The sequence below is a fragment of the Exiguobacterium sp. s160 genome, from assembly GCF_018617575.1.
Classification (GTDB): Bacteria; Bacillota; Bacilli; order Exiguobacteriales; family Exiguobacteriaceae; genus Exiguobacterium; species Exiguobacterium aestuarii_A.
The window spans coordinates 370,991-387,924 of the sequence record NZ_JACSKK010000001.1; the positions used below are offsets into that span (position 1 = coordinate 370,991).

The following is a 16,934-nucleotide window of genomic DNA, read 5'->3' on the forward strand; positions in this document are numbered from 1 at the left end:
AGGGATGAGTCCGATGAGCAGTAATGTGTTCATACGGTTTCCTTTCTGAGCGATTCGAGTCGTTCACGCATCTCATCAAAGGAATGGCTATCCGTCAACATACTGAGCTCTGCAGCGGCGAGTTCTTTCACTTGAGTCGACCACTCTCGTTCAATCTCGATTTCAGAATTCCTGATCTCCTCGTTTGCCCGCTCGACCTGTTTCTTATGAATGCTCTCGAGACGAGTGCGAATCATGCCACGGAGGAGTGCCGTCAATTCATCCTTCAGTTGTGTCCGACCATCCCCTTCGAAAAATTGACCCGCGTTCTTATAGCGCTTCAACACTGACTGATAAGGTGGTGTTTCGAGATGAATCGGTTCGACAGCCTCTCGTAGCCATGCCACGTCGAGTTCACGGTCGAATTCAAGCGTCGGTAGGATAGACGCTTGACGTTCGGTCAACCGTTCGACCAAGGCTACGAATTCGCGTTTAACATATCGCTCCAACCGATACTGGAACACTTGGAGCTCTTGTTGGATGTCATAGGCGTATTTATCGAGTGTACGTCCGAGTGCACGCTCTAGGCTCTTCCTCGACCCGTCGACCTCGACCGGGTGGAAGGTCTCTTTGACGAAGTCCGAGAGGCGGAGGAGTGATCGCGTCTCGAGGTGGGCGAGTAGTTCTTTCGCTTCCCGATCAAACAGGTCGATGAGTGCTGATACATCGAGTGCCGGCGGGTTCTCGAGTAAAGCAATCAATTGTTGGCGACGTTGTTCTTTTGCCGACTCATCTTCTTCTGCTTCGTGTAAGACGCGATCGAAGGCGGCGAGCAATGCTGTCGTCTCTTCCTGTATACGCATCGCGTTCGCGAGACGAAGGTCTTTGTCGACATAGCGTTCAAGCGTCGAGACGAATCGGTCGAATCCCGCGTCATGCCCTTGCATGGCGTTTCGGCTTGAGATGGGGAGAACGGTCGGTCGTCGGACACCGAGCGCGGTCAACTGTTGCGAAACATAGCTTGTGACCGCATCCCGTTCTTCGTCATCTGTCGCAAGATCGGAGGCGTTCACGAGGAAGAACATCTCATGGTCTCCGGTCCCTTGAACACGACCGAGCTGGATGACGAGCTCTCGGTCTGCTTCTGTGAACGCATGATTATAATACGTGACGAACAAGACAGCATCTGCGTCACGCATGTAACCGAATTGCACCTCGCTATGTCGGTTGAACTGCGAATCGGCACCTGGTGTGTCGACGAAGACGATGCCGCGTCGCGCCCACGGTGAGTCGAGGTACAGTTCAATCTCTTTCACGATACAGCTTTTCTCTTCTTGTGCGACGAACGCGCAGAACGTGTCATAGTCGACGGTCTCCATTTGCCCGAGATAATCGAGCGGTGCTGATTTAACAGCATTGACGAACGGGTGGTCGACATCGAGTGAGGCGAGGGAAGTCCCATAACCTTGTAACTCATCCTCAAGTTCATCTCGTGACTTGAAGGTGATTGTCGCTGTACGATTCGTCCGGCCGTTCGGCGGAACAATCTTCGTGATTGACGCCGTGAGCGGGTTCGGTGAGGTCGGTAACACCGTCTCCCCGAGAAGGGCATTGAGGGTCGAAGATTTTCCGGCTGAAAACGCACCAAAGATGGCAAACGTATATTGTTCATGCTTCGCACGCTCGATTTTTTTACGAAGAGTCGTCACACGAGAGCGGAATAAAGGATGACTCTCTAATATTTCACATACCGCATTTTCATAAGAAAAATTAAAATCAAATAAATCATGATCATCTTCCAAAATCGACGTCGATGCAACCTCTGATTCAACAACATTCGACTGTTTTTCCGGGAGATACGTTGCATCGACATAGTTTCGAACGGCCAACTGATCTAACTGACCTGAATCAAGTTGCAACGCTTCATATTGACCGATAGCATCTAGACGGTTCAATAGGCGTAAGCGTAATGCTTCATTATCGAGCGCTTCATACAACTCGTCTTCTTCAGTCGAAAATTGTTCCAAGCGCATGTCGACTTCCGCTTTCATATACGTATCCGTCGAATGGACCCACGGTTCTGAAACTTTCGTCACCCATGACGCAAGGGCCGTCTCGATGTCACGACTAAACTGTAACACCGTGTCACCACTGAGTGATGCACCGGATTTTACTTGTTCAGTGATGAGTGAGCTCGGAGCAATCGGTAGGACATCACCTTTCGGCAGGAGAGTCTCTGGAAGTTTCAAATCCCGAATGATGTCTTCTGCATATTTCACGAGGTGCGGACGTAAATTCATATCAATCAAACGGTTGAACTCTTTGACGGCCACGTCTTCACGACGAGCACGTTCTTGTTTTGTTTTCTCTTTCGAGAACAAAAGACCGACCTTGAATGAAGGGGCACAACTTTCGAGATAGGAACGAAGCAATTCACGGAATTCATAGGTCATGATGGGTGCGCTCTCGACGATTGGCGCTTGGTGTTTGAAGAATTCACGACGGAACGATGTCCACCATGCCCGTTTCTTCTCAAGGCGGTGCAGGCGAGATTGCATTTCCTTCGGACTCTTCTCATAGGTCGGTAATTGATCCAACGTCGATTGAATCGAAGTTTCGTTGCGTTGGACCAACGTATTGATCAATGCATCCGCATGCTCGACTTGCTGCTGTCTCGATTCCGTGATGACTTGTCGCACATACGACCGCAAGCGCTCGACTTCGTTATGTGGATGCTTTAAATCACGAAGTGAGATGTAGAACGTGTCATTTGGAACGATGTCATGATGACGGAATGCTTTCGTCAATGACGCCTTGAAGTCCACAAAGGAAAGCTCATCCTCATCATGCTTGTCGATTTGGTTAATGATGATGGAGTAGGGACGTCCTTCCCGGCTAAATTGTTTCATCAGTCCGATGTTTTGTTCCGATTGGACATGGTTGTAGTCCATCATGAAAAACAAATGATCGGCCAAGAAGAGCGATCGTTCCGTCGCTTGGCGATGTCGTTCATCCGTTGAATCAATCCCAGGTGTATCCATCAACACGACATGTTCATCAAATGGGAACCGATCGATCGTATACTCGACTTCCTTGATTTCCTCGACTTTGCAATAGTCACTGATGTTTGATAGGGAAGAAGCGTCTAATGAAATCCAATCCGTATCATTGATTGCGACGGCTGCCGCTGATTCTCCACCACGTAACGTGACGATATTGGCACTTGTCGGAATCGGACTTGTTGGAAGGAACCCATCTTCTAGCCAGTCGTTGAGCAATGTCGACTTCCCGGCTGAGAAGTGACCACAGACGGCAATCCAAACTTCTTCATTCGTTACTTTTTGTAGGGCGGTGCGGGCGAGTCGTGCTGCGTCCGTCATCTCCTCTTGTTGAAAGGTTAAAGCAAGCCGTGCCAATTGTTCTCGTTGTTCGTGCATGTTTCCCATCCCCTAATTTATGATTCCGTCGTGATGCCGACACGATGTCCGACATATTCATCATTCGTTAAACAATCCAGCACCAACTCGGCGACATCGTCTCTCGAGATTGGACCTGATTGTTTCGTGCCTAACACTTCTTTTGAGACGATGATGTCTCCGCTCGATGGCTCATTGATCAGTTGAGTCGGACAGATGACTGTGAACGCCAATCCGGAGTCTCGTAATAATTCATAAGCCCGTGCATGATCCTCTGCTGCGGTTGTCATCGAACGCTTCGATTCTTTCGTTTCAAAGCGATAGTTGTCGCTGTCATGCGCCTGTAAGATGCCGGCGGTCCCGACAGTGATGATGCGTGTTACATCAAATTGTTTCATCACGTCAATCACGAGTGGTGTGAATGTAGACAATACGTTTTGTTTGTCCGTCCCTAACGCCGAGATGACGATGTCTGCAGATTGTACCGTTTCTAGGACTGCTTCTCTGTCCGTCGCGTCTCCGATGATTTCGTTGACACCTTCCTTTGAATCCAACGAATGTCTCGTTAAGAGTTTGACGTTATGTCCTTGATTTAATAAACGCTCAAGTATCCGTTCCCCTGTACGGCCACTTCCGCCGAATAAAGCAATTGTTGACAAGTAAACCCCTCCCCATCAATATGAAAGAAATATCCAACGCCATCATAACACGGAAGCGTTCACAAAACTGCCTGAAATGGTTCGATTCTGCTTGAAAAGAATGTGGTACGTTTTAGAATTGAGGAAGAAGGCAAAAAATACATATGACAAGCGTAAGAGAGGAAGGCACCATCACATGAAATTTGGGGCTCGAACTATTAAGACCGGACTATCGGTCGCAATCGTTTTACTGATTGCCGAGGCGTTTCAGTTCCAACAGATCGTCGTCCCGGCACTCGCTGCGTCACTCGCGCTTCTCCCGTCTGTTTATCAGACCGGACTTCGCTTAATCGAAGAGATGAAAGGGAACTTGATTGGGGCACTGCTCTCCGTCGGATCTCTGTTGCTCACTCCGAATCCGACACCAATCGCTATCGGATTCGTCATCATCATCGCCATCTCCATCCTTTTGTTTTTAAATTTAGAATCGACGACACGGACCGTCATCTTGACGACGATTCTCATCATGGAAGGGGCAAGTCAGTCGGACATGCCGGTTTGGGTGTTTGCGGGTGAACGTTACTTACTCATCATGATGGGGATTACTGTTGCATTAATCGTAAACGCACTTTTGTTCCCACCTCGATATGAACGGAAACTGGAAGAGCAGGTGACTGAGGTATTTCAAATGGTCGTCCGGATCGCACGATTGTTTGCGGAAACGGAAGGCGGTCGTTCATCCTTTGAATCCTTGCCTGAGACGAAGAAGTTGCATAGTGATTCAAAACAAACATATGCCTATTTTGAAGAAGAAATCAAAGCGAATCGTTGGCTCGAGAAGAAGACTCCGATCTTCCGTCGTGCCGTCCTGAAGTCCAAGATGATTGAGACGAACCGAGCCGCGCTCCATGTCATCGAGAAACTCGATCATGATTTCCATACGATTGAACAACTTCCTCCACAATTGAGCGATGAGTTGTATCGCCACATTCGGCATTTATTGCGTCGACATGAGCGTCTGTTCTCAGCTTATGAGCTTGAGAACGAGCACCTCATCGACCGGGATGAGGATCTCATTCATGAAAACTTTGACTTTGCGAAGTTAATGATTGAGAGGATGCGAGAAGAAGAGGAAGAACTCATCCTCATTGTCGTGCCGCTCGTAGCGACGATGACCGACTGGGTCAAGGCAATGAATGAACTCGAACGCTACCTTGTGACGGAAATGAAGAAGCATGGAGATAACTTAAAAGTGGAACCACGTAAGAAATGGTTTTTTGAAGACTGAGAAACGGGCCGACATTCGGCTCGTTTTTTAAGAGAGTTAATCTTGTTATAGAAGAGAGGGCATTGAGTATGAAGAAGTCTTTTCAACACATCACAAAGTATTGGAACATCATCGTTATAGGTGATGAATTTGCTGTAAACTACGGAAAAATCGGGACAATCGGAAAGGTACAAGTAAAATCTTTTGAATCCGATTCGGAATGTATGAAAGAAGCAGAAAAACTTATTCGTCAAAAGTTGAGAAAAGGATATGTTGAATGCCCTTTTGATTGGGACAACCATATGTATGTGGATGACCCGGAAGTTGGACCGAGTTTTCTGACCTCTCATCCGAAGTATCAGGAATGTTTCAACGATGAATTCTTTGTGGATTGTACGGAAGAATATGCTCCGTTCGGGAATGATGCTGGCGCCGATGCATTGGTTATGTACGAAGAAGTGCTCCGAAAGGATAGAGTCCTTTGTTATCTTTCATACGCTTACGCCTTAATTGAAAGTTGGATTGATCGAGATGTTTCCGGTCCAGAAGATTGGTCAACGTATGAATATGCCTATACATGTGATCAAGTCATCATCGCAGGTGCGTTTGCTTCCATAAAGATGACTGGAAAGCTGACAGGTAATTTGAAAATAACAGGATTAGCGGCCATCCATCGATTAAAACAAGCTTTCGAAATAGAGGATCAGTCTATGTTTGATAAGTTATATGCACGCTTGAGTACATTCCCGACCGAATCCTGAAACTTTTCGAGAAGAAACACGTATACAATAGAGACAGATACATATGAACGATAGGGGGATTCACCATGTCAGAAACAACACCGACACCAGAAGAAGGTGTCACACCACAACGAATCAGCGGAACGCTTCCGATTGAGGCACGGGCGGTCTTTCGATTATCGAGCGCGATTTTTTATCTCATCGGTCTCCTCATCACTGGAGCTCTCGTTGTCGCATCATACTGGTTCGACTGGCCGACTTGGCTACAGATTGGCTTTATCGTGCTACTTGTCATCGATGTCGTCTATAGCTTGATTGATCTCATCTGGTTCCAAAAGTGGAAACAGGAACGATTCACGTATGATGTCCAGCCGCTTGAGATCCGGATTCATCATGGAATCATCACGACACATGACGTACTCATCCCGATGACGAAGGTCCAATATGTTCATGCGGAACAAGGACCGCTTCTACGTAAATACGGGTTACAGACCATCACGATCGGAACAGCGGCCGGTTCACACGAAGTCTATGCGATCGAAGAATCATTCGCGAAAACACTCCGTGAGCAGATTGCCATCTATGCACGTATTGAAGAGGAGGATGTCGTATGACCGAGACCGCGTTAACATGGCATCGACTCCCGAGTCGCGTTTTGGTGCTGCGTATTCTCGAAGTCATCAAGTCGTTCGCCATTCCAATCGTCCTACTCTTTGTGCTTAACAACGACTGGGAATCGACTTTCGGCATCATCATCCGAGTCGGCATCCTACTCTTCCTATTACTCGACATTGTCCAGAAGTTCTTTGGGTGGTTAAACTTCCGATATGCACTGGATGAAAAGACTGTCTATGTGATCGAAGGGAACTGGTTGAAAAAAGAAAAATCGCTTCCACTCTATAAAATTCAAAGCGTTCATTCGAACAGTCCATTCCTCTATCGATTGCTTGGTGTCGTCGAATTGACGTTCGATACGAATGCCAACAGTGACGATGCATCATTCAAACTGGCTGGTGTCTTTCCGACTGAAGCGAAACGACTGGAAGAGATTCTCGAGCAAGTCCGGCATCGGAAACAGAATGCACAAACCGAAGACAATCCAGAAATGACAGATGCGACAACAGAACAGGTAGAGCCGTTACCTAGCCGTCTGTTATATGCCTTGTCCACGCGCGAAATCGTGTTGGCCTCCATCACGTCGCTCTCTGTCTTCGCCATCTTCCCGGTCGCTTCAACGATCATCTCTTCGATTGATGACTTCATCAATTTGGATGGGGCGTTCAACCAGGTCGAAGATTATGTGGTCCATGCGTCCATCATCGTCATCGGTCTTCTCGTCATCGGGGTGCTGATGCTGTCGGTCGTGATCGGCATGGTCATCAACTTCTTGAAATATGGGAACTTCCGACTCGAACGAAGAGGGGAGCGCATTCGCGTCGAAAAAGGATTATTGAACCGGAGTGCGAAAGAGATCCCGTATGAGAAGATTCAAGCGATTCGAATCAAAGAGACGTTCATCCGTCGCTGGTTCCATATCGTTGGAGTCGAACTTGTCGCAGCAGGGACGATGGATGAATTAAAGGACGAATCGTCAACGATTCTTCCGTTCGTTCGACGTGACCGTGCGATGCGAGTACTCCGTGAGCACTTCACGCACTTCACATGGTCGGATGAATTACATCGACTTCCGAAAAAGGCGTTAGGAATCAAATTCCTGCGAATCAGCTGGTTCGGCTTCATCTTATCAGGACTCGTGCTCTATTTCTTCCGAGATTATGCATGGTGGCTCCTTCTTTTATGGGCCATTATCATCGGAGGACGTGTGCTCAGTTACGTCACGACAAAATATGTCCGTACTGATCAATTCATTCAATTGCGGACGGGAGCGTTCAACGTCCGATCGTTCTTGACGGACAAACCACGGATCGAGCAGATTCAAGTGAAACAATCGCTCTTGCAACGTCGATTCGGACTTTGTACGGTACAGTTCTCGACTCGAGGAGGACTCCTATCCGTTGAGACAATTGACGACATTCCAAAAGAAGAAGCGGACGCGATGCTCGTCTGGTTCTCTCGTTATAACGAAATGAATGAAAAACGCTCAGGATAAAGTTTCCTGAGCGTTTGAATTATTTGTGATTTTCGTATCAAATGATGTTTCTCTTACTGAAAACGCGGATAAAGTATGGTATGATGCAAGTAGAAAGAGACCGGTGCTGGACACACCGACCTCTGGCTTACAGGCTCCCACTTTAAGAGTGGCCCCAGCCGCCACAATGGTTAGTGAATCAGAAAGTGACCCATCTCATTGCGCCGAGGGGGTCATTTTTTTGTGCGTTCAGACGTTGCACGATCGGATGTTCGGTGAATCACCAAGTGAACGATGATCGGAGCGAGGATTGGGATCATGACATAATCTCCAACCCAGGTCCAAAGTTGTTCCATCCGCACCACCGCCTTCCTCCATTGTGGACTTGGCGGCTGACCCCACTATTGCTGCGTTAACCTGCCCCTTCATTATAACAGATTCGTTCGTAAAATGGCGTTAAAAATAAGAACAAACGTTCTTGTTTTATAAAATGAATCTTTTGATGGAATCGGTCTCATATATGGGTCCAAAGAAGGAATTGAGTCGAATCGCTCTTGCTTGTTAGATGTCTGACAGGATATAATCAATCTCGTGTGTATACACGGGTGGGTGAGGGTGCCAATAAAGGATTGATTCCTATGGCAAAACAAACAGAATGGAAAACAGAAACATACGGGGGCGTGCTGAACTTTCTGGCGACAGCATACATCCCGGCCGTGCATGCGGCAATCTTGACACAAGCCGGACTCCCGTTCGAGGGGGCGCTCGTCGGAGCGATTTTGACAAGCATCATCGGGACGTTGATTGCGGGGTTCTTCAATCTTCCGCTACTCTTGTTACCGGGAATGGGGATTAACGCGCTTTTCACGTACACGCTCGTCTTACAGATGGGATTGAGCTGGCAAAGCGCGCTCGCCGTCTCGTTCGTCTCAGGTGTACTCGTCGTACTATTGACGGTCACCAAAGTGGCGAGGAAATTGGCGAATGCCTTTCCACCAATCATTCATGACGGATTGACGGTCGGTCTCGGCCTCTTCCTCATTTTGATCGGTCTTGAGGCGGCTGGAATTGTCTCAGGTGGGGGCGGGGCATTGCTCCACATCGGTGACCTCGGAGAGCGTAACGTCCAGGTGGCCTTTTTATCACTCTTCGTCGCCATCTTGTTGTTCTTGAAGATGGGGCCGAGTAGCTTCCTATGGACGATCGGTTTCGGTGTCGGTCTCAGCGCCTTGATGGGGACACTAGAGTGGACGGGAAGCTTCGCATTGTCACCATTCTTCGAGTCATTCGGCACGGTGTTTGGGAACATCTCGTTCGCGGAATCTGCGTCTCCGCTCTTCTTAGTCGCGGTAGGTGTACTGACGCTCGTCTTGTTGATTGAAAATATCAGCTTGATCCAGAATCAGACACGTGCAATCGACAAAGAAAAGGATGCGCCGAAAGGTCTCGTTGCACAAGGTCTGTCGACGATGGCCGGGGCCATGTTCGGGTCAAGCCCGACCGTCTCGACGGTCGAAGTGGCTGCCGGCATATCGGTCGGGGCACGAGGTGGGATTGCTTCATTCGTCACATCTGGATTGTACGTGGTATCGCTCTTATTGCTACCGCTCTTTGCAATCATCCCTGTGACGGCAATCGCACCGGTGTTGATTATCATCGGCATGATGATGTTCCAAAACGTGAAGCATTTGCCGCTCGATAACTGGGAACATGCCTTCCCGGCGATTCTCGTCATCATCATGATCCCGTTCACGTATTCCATCGTCGATGGGATCGGACTCGGGTTCATCGCGTACACGATGATTGTCTTGTTCAAAAAGGGCTACCGGTCACTCAGTCCGGTCGTCGGTGTCTTGACCGTATTGTTCTTAGTTTTCTTCTCATTACCAGTCTGGTTATAGAGACACGCACGGCATCGTTCATCTCGAACGATGCCGTTTTTTGATTTGAAAAGACTCGTTCGTGCTATAATCGCAGTAATTTGAATGGAACGGGGAGGGGATTGGATGCAAGTCATTCAAGAATTCGCATCGTACACAGAATGGCTCGATTCGTTAGAAAAGCTGAGTGAATCTGAGTGGAACAAACAGATCGACTCGGAGAAGTGGTCCATAAAGCAAATCGTCTTACATATCGCCCATTGGGACAATCATCTGTTGAATGTCATCATCCCATCGGTGAAGAACGGGGAAGGGATGATCTTTCCTGACTTTGACTCGTTCAACGCGCGAGCGACGAAAAGGGCGGAGAAGTTATCGGGTGACGTCGTGTTGAAGGAATCACTACAAAGTCGACGAGCACTCATCACTATGCTCGACTCCTTAAGTGAAGAAGCACTGACTTATGAAACGACAGCGAATGGCGTCTCACATGATCCTCATCAAGGTGTCCCATATTCACTATATGTGATTGTCAGAGAATTCATCGAGCATGACCGACAGCATATGAAGCAAGTCGAGTCGATCCTGAATTGAGACATCGGAAAGTGCGTGGTCTGAAACGAAAGTTAAGTCGTTTTCAGCGTAATATGCAAGAAAATCATTGCGATTTTCCAACTGAGTTTCATAATGGTTATTGGAATACCAAGATTCCGGTCGGACAAACCTTTTTATTGGCTATTCAACATAATGCCCAAATCAAACAGGCAATCATCCATATTCTGCTCTATGAAGCGAAACGACTAGCAAAGCGGCGTGTGGATGAGCGAATGCGAGTTGTCGTGTTACTGGACCTCCCTACATTGTGGAACTCTGAGCTTCTCGTGTTTCAAGATGAAGAGGTGCTACAAACGTTCATGCGGCGTGATTCATCCCATCAAAAATGGAGCCCAATCCCACATGTAAAAACGTTTATCAACCAATGGGACATTCGTAGCGACCAGGATATTCGCGTGTATGGATTTGAAGAATAGGTGTTCGACGAAGAGGATGAAGATAGAGAATAGTGGGAGCTCGTTCAATGAACGGCTTTTTCTTTTGTCTAAAAATAACTGAATATTCCGTTAAGGTGCATGGTATAATCCATATAATCCAATTTCCAAATAAAGGATTGAATCTATGAAGGGAGCCGTCACATCAGATGAAAACGATCAAACCGAATATACATAAGCGGAAACACCGATGAAACAAGCCAAAATGATCTTTGTGTCAGGAATTCTTTTCTCCTTGTTACTGGTCGCGCTCATCTCCTATTCCGGTCAACTTGGATACCGTTACTACCAATCATTAGATATCTCAGGAAGCGAGATTACGAGTTGGGTACTGGACTGTAGGGACAAACGAAAGCTATTTGGAATGATTGAAGTCGTTGATGTAGAACGATGGTGTATGAGTAATGCACCTATTGACGACAATGTAAGAGGAATCGATATGGGATCTAAAGGTGAAATTTCAAAAGACAAAGGTGGAACTCCAAGAGAGAAGGTTAATGACGAGTCACCTTCTTACGGAAACCCCTCATCAGAAGAGTCGAACAACGTCTCCTACCTCCCATACATTATTACCGCACTAATCATCTTGCTCGGGTGGTGGCTTTGGAAAAGACGACGCCCATCGAAGAAACAAATCGAGGAGGAAGAGTTAGAAATCGAGGATCACTCGCTAGTGATCTCTGACAACTTATCGGAGCAGATAAACCGAACGCTTCATCCATTACCAGCCTCGGCTATTCGACAACAGTTGATTCAATTCGAGGCAGCGTTACCTCCACATAAACGTCGCCGTCCGTATGAGACGTTGTCGACCTGGGCGAAACGAATCGAGCTCGATGCATCCCTACTCACCTATTTAGAGACGCGCTATGACGAAGGGGACATCTCACCACAGCGTGAGCGAGCGTTCACCCAGCAACTTGATGAATACCTACTACGCACACAAAAGGAGTCGAACTCATGACCATCCGACACGTATTGGACCAATTAGACCGCATTTACCTTGGTAAACCAGAAATCACAAAATTATGTTGCACAGCCCTATTGGCGAACGGACATATTTTGCTAGAGGATGTGCCTGGGACGGGGAAGACGTTACTTGCGAAAAGCATCGCCAAAAGTTTTGAGGCAGACTTCGCTCGAATCCAGTTCACAGCCGACCTGCTGCCATCCGACATCATCGGTTCAGACTTCTTTAATATGCAGACCCAAACGTTCGAGAACCGTACCGGTCCCATCTTCACAAATATCTTACTCATCGATGAAGTGAACCGCGCTGTTCCCCGAACGCAATCCGCCTTGCTTGAAGCCATGGAAGAACGCCAAGTTTCCATCGGTGGCGTCACCTATCAACTACCGAGACCGTTTTTCGTCATCGCGACGCAAAACCCGATCGAGTCGGCGGGAACGTTCGCCCTACCAGACGCCCAACTCGACCGCTTCCTCATGTCCCTTCAAGTCGGATATCCAGGGGCAGATGAAGAGCGGAACTTGATTCTGCAGACGATTTCAAAGACGAGACATGTGGTACACGCCTTGATGACGAATGCCGCTTTCTTAGAAGCACAAGAAAATGTCGAGAGCGTGCGGATTCATGAAGATGTCGTCACTTATTTGCTCGCACTGATTCAAGAAACGAGGCAACATCCGTTAGTCGAAGTCGGGGCGAGTCCACGGGCGACGCTAGCGCTCGTCAAAGCCTCACAAGCTTATGCGTACTTGAACGACCGTCAATTCGTCACGCCCGAAGATGTTCAAGCCGTTGCACCACACGTTCTCTCGCATCGATTGACCCTCACCCTTGAAGGGGACATCAAATCGACGAAGCGACAAGTGCTAGCGGACGTACTCGAGTCCGTAACTGTCCCAGTCGAAAAGGTGTAACGATGCGACAGGTCGAAATCAGTACACCATCCATCCTTCAGGACCAACTTTGGCCGGCTTATGTCAGTCTCGGTCTCCTCACCATGTGGATGCCTTATGTATGGCCCATCGCTTATGTATGCGGAGCATTATTAATCGTCATGTTCATCCGGAAACGAATCATTCGAACACTTTCAAACGAAGTCTCATTTTCCATCCGGCAGAAAGAAGATCTCTTGTTCATCGATGATGAGACATCATGTATCGTCCGTATCGATGGGTATGAGCGAATCATTGCCCTTGGTGTTCCGCTATTGATTCGACTAGAGGGTAATGAACGGATGGTATTCGAGGACGGGTCACAGGCATACGACACAAGGATCGAAAAGGACATACATCTTGTGAGCGTCTCGGCTGTGAAGCGTGGACCTGCTTCGATTCATACGTGTGTGATGCGTGTCACGTTACCGTTTTATTTAGGTACTCTTTTTTTCACGGATGAGGAGATGGATATACCCTCATGGATTGTGTTACCTACCATCACGAAGTCACCAATCACCGAATCTCGCATGATTCGGATGGGTGACCGTATCGTCAAGCACTCCCCGTTGAACGATCCGTTGATGATTCAAAGTGCAAAACGATATGAGAAGGAACCGGCTAAACAGATTGACTGGGTCGCCACTTCAAAGGTCGGTCATGTACAGGCAAAAGTGTTCGAACGACAAAATCTCGACACGTTCACGATTTCCCTTGATTTGAGCGGTCCGCTCGGGAACGGGCTACATGCGCAATATGAAGACTTGATTCAACAGACGGCCTATTTGGTTTCTTACTTGATCAAAGAAGACTGTAAAGTGGAGCTGTTAATCAACCGACTCGACAAAAACAATCAAGTCGACCGTGTTACACTGGGAGAAGGAAGAAAACAATTACGGCTCATTCTCGTCCGACTGGCGATGATTCATGAATCGAACGCATTTGTTGCGTCATCACGTTTCACTTCATATGTCAGTCGTCACAAACAGCCGCACGCCGAATTGATTCACATCAGTCATGCGATGCTGCTGAAATCTTCAGGGTGATGAAAGGAGAAACACATGCAACGAATGACGAGCTTACTCATAGGTTGTGTCGGACTGCTTGCAAGCACGACGACCGTATCAGCCGAGATGACTGAATCTTCGCCGGAACATTTTGCAGATGCATATTTCTATGACATTGTGATGGATCATATTCAGGAGGATGATCCGACTAATTATCATATGACGGACAGTGAGAACATCACGTTCGGTCCGTTGTTGGAGACGTATATCCCGTCATCCTCTTGCTACAAAACGGGGGAAACATGTACGTTCGTCCCAACAAAAGAATTTGTGGCGACCGTTTTTCAAGATGATGAACCGGTCAACGTGATCGGAACGTATGAACAATCAGCGGGTACATATGCGTTTTCAACATTCGGTTCAGACAAAGAAACTCCGAAAGCGTTGATGGACGTACAAGGACATCTCGTGAAATACACAGAAAGGTCGGCATGGTTTGATTATGATGGGGACATGTTGGTGGCATTGACATCCTACTCAAAACAGATAATCAGTGGGGATGCAATTTCCACAAAGGACTTCCAAGCCTTATTGATCGAAGCGCATGAAAGTATTGAAGGGAATGTCGAAGAAGGGATGATGGATGGAGCGGGGGACTATTCGGATGAAGCAAAATCAAATAATCCAACATCGAATACCAACCGATTGATTGGTTTTGCGGTGTTAGCGATCTTGCCATTCGGATATTGGTTCCTTAAAAGACGAAAAACAGCATGATGTCAAAAGACTTATACAATCAACATGAACTACTAGAAATGGTGATCATTCCGAGTCATGCACTGAGAGAAGGAGAAGCAAACCGATTGATTTTTCGACATCTGAAAGATGAGGACTTTCCATTGCGCCTTGTACGTAAACGAACTGCGAAGGGTACGAGAAAACATCGCTTCTCTTTTGAACGTCAAGAAGAGCATGTGACGACCAAAACCATCAAGAATCGTGAGTCATTAGAATCGGAATTGACACTCTCTTCGAATGAAATCATCGTCCTACAAGGAGAGACAGATTGGATTCTGAGTTATTATGAGGACGGTTTGACGCTTCAAGGAAAGCAAGTGAGTCGTGTCGGAACAAAGGGAATAGCCAATTTCGAGGTATTTTTTGAATATGTGACGACAGGTGCGTTTCCAATCGAGGTATCATTTTGTTTAGATGGAACGTTCGGTCCTCGTGAAAACGTATATCGTTTCATGTTGCATGATGCAGATTGGAAGGCATTGATTGAAAACGAACTGTTGCCCAAGCTTCAAATTCCGAAAGCGAAAAATGTGTGGCAGTCCCTTTTCTTTCCGACAAACAATCAGACAATCGAATGGTTCACTGGTGAATTTCATCCAAACATCTTGGGAAACTTCGTTTTCGCCCACGATGCCCATGACACGTATTATTTCTTGGATCACGTGAATGGAGACATCAAAGTGTTTTGAATGACCCAACTAAAGAAGAAGTGAGTTTGCGTCAATCGATTGAGTCCATCAAACTCAAAACCCGAAGCAAAAAGTACGCCAGTTATGAGAAAGCAGGGATGGAACATGAGCTATTTAGAACATCTAGAAAAACATTGTGGCACGTTCATCAGCGGGTTTGATATCCCTTACTTGCTAGAAGATGATGTCCAAATCATCGAACTTGAAGAAGAGTCCTCTAAAATCACGAGTATTTCGACATTAGGACTGCATTGGCATGCACTTCAATTCGAAAATGGTTCAACCGCTCACCAGGAGTTGCTGTTCCGATTCAATCAACAGCATGCCAAAGAGGAGTTTGTTGAATTGATGTGGCAGCTGACCGATTATGCGCTAGGAACGCACCAGGCGTTCGAGTTGGGCGAACTCTACGAACTGCCAGAGGAAGTGCTTGAACAATATTCATTTTCTTCGGTCTATGTGACCGCTCCTTTTTATTCAGATGAGTCGTTCATCACATATGAGAACGAGGAGCAGAGCGTCCTAGTCGTCTGGTTTGTACCGATTTACCCTTCAGAAGAGCTGTTCATCGAAGAACACGGAACCGAACGGTTTGACGAACTCCTATATGAGACTGATCGCGAGTTATTCGACTTGAACCGAAAAGAACTTGTCTAACGAACATCCCCTCATGCGCGCATGAGGGGATTCTTTACATATAGGGGCCGTTCGCTTGGACGACGAACTGTGAGTGCTCGTAATGATACGTGATGCGTGAGTAGTCGAATGGCTTCCCGTTCGTCAAATGAAAGATCGTTTCGATGCGAAGTGTCGGGTCATTCTCTTGCAATCCGAGGTGGCCTGCTTCCACATCCGTCAATCGACCGACCTGTAGATACATGTCAGAAAAACCAATTGTGACACCGAGCGCACTTTGGACGTAATCGAAAATGGAGTCGGCCACAATCTCTCGATTCAAGTAAGGAACGATGGCTTTTACATAATACGATTCTTCATGACAAAGTACTTCCCCGTCCACATATCTTACCCGTTCGACACGATACACATCGTCTGTTACGTCAATCCCGAGATTTTCGGCCACCAACGCATCTGGTTTCATAACAGACACATCGAGTACATCAGAGGTCAAGATTCGATCTCCAAGGTTACTCTTGAATCCTTGGGTGGAAAAGAGACTCATATAACCGGGACGATTATGGCGTCTGACGAAAATGCCGCTACCACGGAGTTGAAAGATGATGCCTTTTCGTTCGAGCAGTTCCAACGCTTTCGTGATCGTACTCTTACTCACGGCATATTGACTCATCATCTGCTCAAGGACAGGTAGCTTATCACCTTGTTTTAAATTCTGTTCATGAATGTATTGATCTATTTCATTCGCGATTTGTTGGTATTTTAACATGGTCATTCCTCACTTTTTCGTCACTTCTTGTATTATATCATGAAAAAACAAGATTGTTTCATTGTATCAACCTTGTTA

17 protein-coding genes are annotated in these 16,934 nt (G+C 47.1%); 13 read left to right on the forward strand and 4 right to left on the reverse strand.

Annotated elements, in window-relative coordinates; translation table 11 throughout:
• Positions 1–29: 29 nt before the first annotated feature.
• Positions 30–3,416 (reverse strand): dynamin family protein, encoded by a 3,387-nt coding sequence (locus KNO86_RS01915; protein WP_214692329.1) that lies wholly within the window; start codon positions 3,414–3,416, stop codon positions 30–32.
• A gap of 17 nt (positions 3,417–3,433) precedes the next feature.
• A complete protein-coding gene (locus tag KNO86_RS01920; protein WP_214692331.1) occupies positions 3,434–4,054 on the reverse strand; it encodes an NAD(P)-dependent oxidoreductase in 621 nt (206 codons plus the stop codon).
• 175 nt (positions 4,055–4,229) lie between these two features.
• Between KNO86_RS01920 and KNO86_RS01925 the strand changes: the two genes are divergently transcribed.
• The 4 genes from KNO86_RS01925 to KNO86_RS01940 all read left to right on the forward strand — a co-directional run bounded on the left by KNO86_RS01925 (position 4,230) and on the right by KNO86_RS01940 (position 8,150).
• Positions 4,230–5,321: an FUSC family protein gene (locus KNO86_RS01925; protein ID WP_214692333.1), complete on the forward strand. Its 1,092-nt coding sequence runs from the start codon at positions 4,230–4,232 to the stop codon at positions 5,319–5,321.
• Positions 5,322–5,389: 68 nt separating this feature from the next.
• Positions 5,390–6,061, forward strand: a complete 672-nt coding sequence (locus tag KNO86_RS01930) for a WGR domain-containing protein (protein ID WP_214692335.1) — start codon at positions 5,390–5,392, stop codon at positions 6,059–6,061.
• 65 nt (positions 6,062–6,126) lie between these two features.
• Positions 6,127–6,654 carry a PH domain-containing protein gene (locus KNO86_RS01935; RefSeq protein WP_214692337.1) on the forward strand — a complete coding sequence of 176 codons (528 nt, stop codon included), beginning with the start codon at positions 6,127–6,129 and terminating at the stop codon, positions 6,652–6,654.
• Entirely contained in the window at positions 6,651–8,150 is a 1,500-nt protein-coding gene (locus tag KNO86_RS01940; protein WP_214692340.1) for a PH domain-containing protein, read from the forward strand. The genes KNO86_RS01935 and KNO86_RS01940 overlap by 4 nt, the downstream gene beginning before the upstream one ends.
• A 212-nt stretch (positions 8,151–8,362) precedes the next feature.
• Here KNO86_RS01940 and KNO86_RS14735 read toward each other — a convergent pair whose 3' ends face one another.
• Positions 8,363–8,485, reverse strand: a complete 123-nt coding sequence (locus KNO86_RS14735; protein WP_255349577.1) for a hypothetical protein — start codon at positions 8,483–8,485, stop codon at positions 8,363–8,365.
• Between the two features lie 282 nt (positions 8,486–8,767).
• On the opposite strand from KNO86_RS14735, the gene KNO86_RS01945 reads away from it, so the two are divergent.
• From KNO86_RS01945 to KNO86_RS01985, 9 genes are all read left to right on the forward strand, one after another.
• Positions 8,768–10,030 carry an NCS2 family permease gene (locus tag KNO86_RS01945; RefSeq protein WP_214692341.1) on the forward strand — a complete coding sequence of 421 codons (1,263 nt, stop codon included), beginning with the start codon at positions 8,768–8,770 and terminating at the stop codon, positions 10,028–10,030.
• 105 nt (positions 10,031–10,135) lie between these two features.
• Positions 10,136–10,603, forward strand: coding sequence for a DinB family protein (locus KNO86_RS01950; protein ID WP_214692343.1), 468 nt, complete (start codon positions 10,136–10,138; stop codon positions 10,601–10,603).
• Between the two features lie 53 nt (positions 10,604–10,656).
• Complete coding sequence (locus KNO86_RS01955; RefSeq protein WP_214692345.1) at positions 10,657–11,040, forward strand: DUF3916 domain-containing protein; 384 nt, start codon at positions 10,657–10,659, stop codon at positions 11,038–11,040.
• 208 nt (positions 11,041–11,248) lie between these two features.
• Positions 11,249–12,022 (forward strand): hypothetical protein, encoded by a 774-nt coding sequence (locus KNO86_RS01960; RefSeq protein WP_214692346.1) that lies wholly within the window; start codon positions 11,249–11,251, stop codon positions 12,020–12,022.
• Complete coding sequence (locus tag KNO86_RS01965) at positions 12,019–12,942, forward strand: AAA family ATPase (protein WP_214692348.1); 924 nt, start codon at positions 12,019–12,021, stop codon at positions 12,940–12,942. Before KNO86_RS01960 ends, KNO86_RS01965 begins: the two co-directional genes overlap by 4 nt.
• 2 nt (positions 12,943–12,944) lie before the next feature.
• Complete coding sequence (locus tag KNO86_RS01970) at positions 12,945–14,006, forward strand: DUF58 domain-containing protein (protein ID WP_214692350.1); 1,062 nt, start codon at positions 12,945–12,947, stop codon at positions 14,004–14,006.
• A 15-nt stretch (positions 14,007–14,021) separates the two neighbouring features.
• Complete coding sequence (locus KNO86_RS01975; protein ID WP_214692352.1) at positions 14,022–14,744, forward strand: hypothetical protein; 723 nt, start codon at positions 14,022–14,024, stop codon at positions 14,742–14,744.
• Positions 14,741–15,454 carry a hypothetical protein gene (locus KNO86_RS01980; RefSeq protein ID WP_214692354.1) on the forward strand — a complete coding sequence of 238 codons (714 nt, stop codon included), beginning with the start codon at positions 14,741–14,743 and terminating at the stop codon, positions 15,452–15,454. The genes KNO86_RS01975 and KNO86_RS01980 overlap by 4 nt, the downstream gene beginning before the upstream one ends.
• A gap of 105 nt (positions 15,455–15,559) precedes the next feature.
• Entirely contained in the window at positions 15,560–16,111 is a 552-nt protein-coding gene (locus KNO86_RS01985) for a suppressor of fused domain protein (RefSeq protein WP_214692356.1), read from the forward strand.
• Positions 16,112–16,145: 34 nt separating this feature from the next.
• Here the strand turns inward: KNO86_RS01985 and KNO86_RS01990 are convergent, their stop codons facing one another.
• On the reverse strand, positions 16,146–16,856 hold the full coding sequence (locus tag KNO86_RS01990) for a GntR family transcriptional regulator (protein WP_214692358.1): 711 nt from the start codon (positions 16,854–16,856) through the stop codon (positions 16,146–16,148).
• Positions 16,857–16,934: the final 78 nt, after the last annotated feature.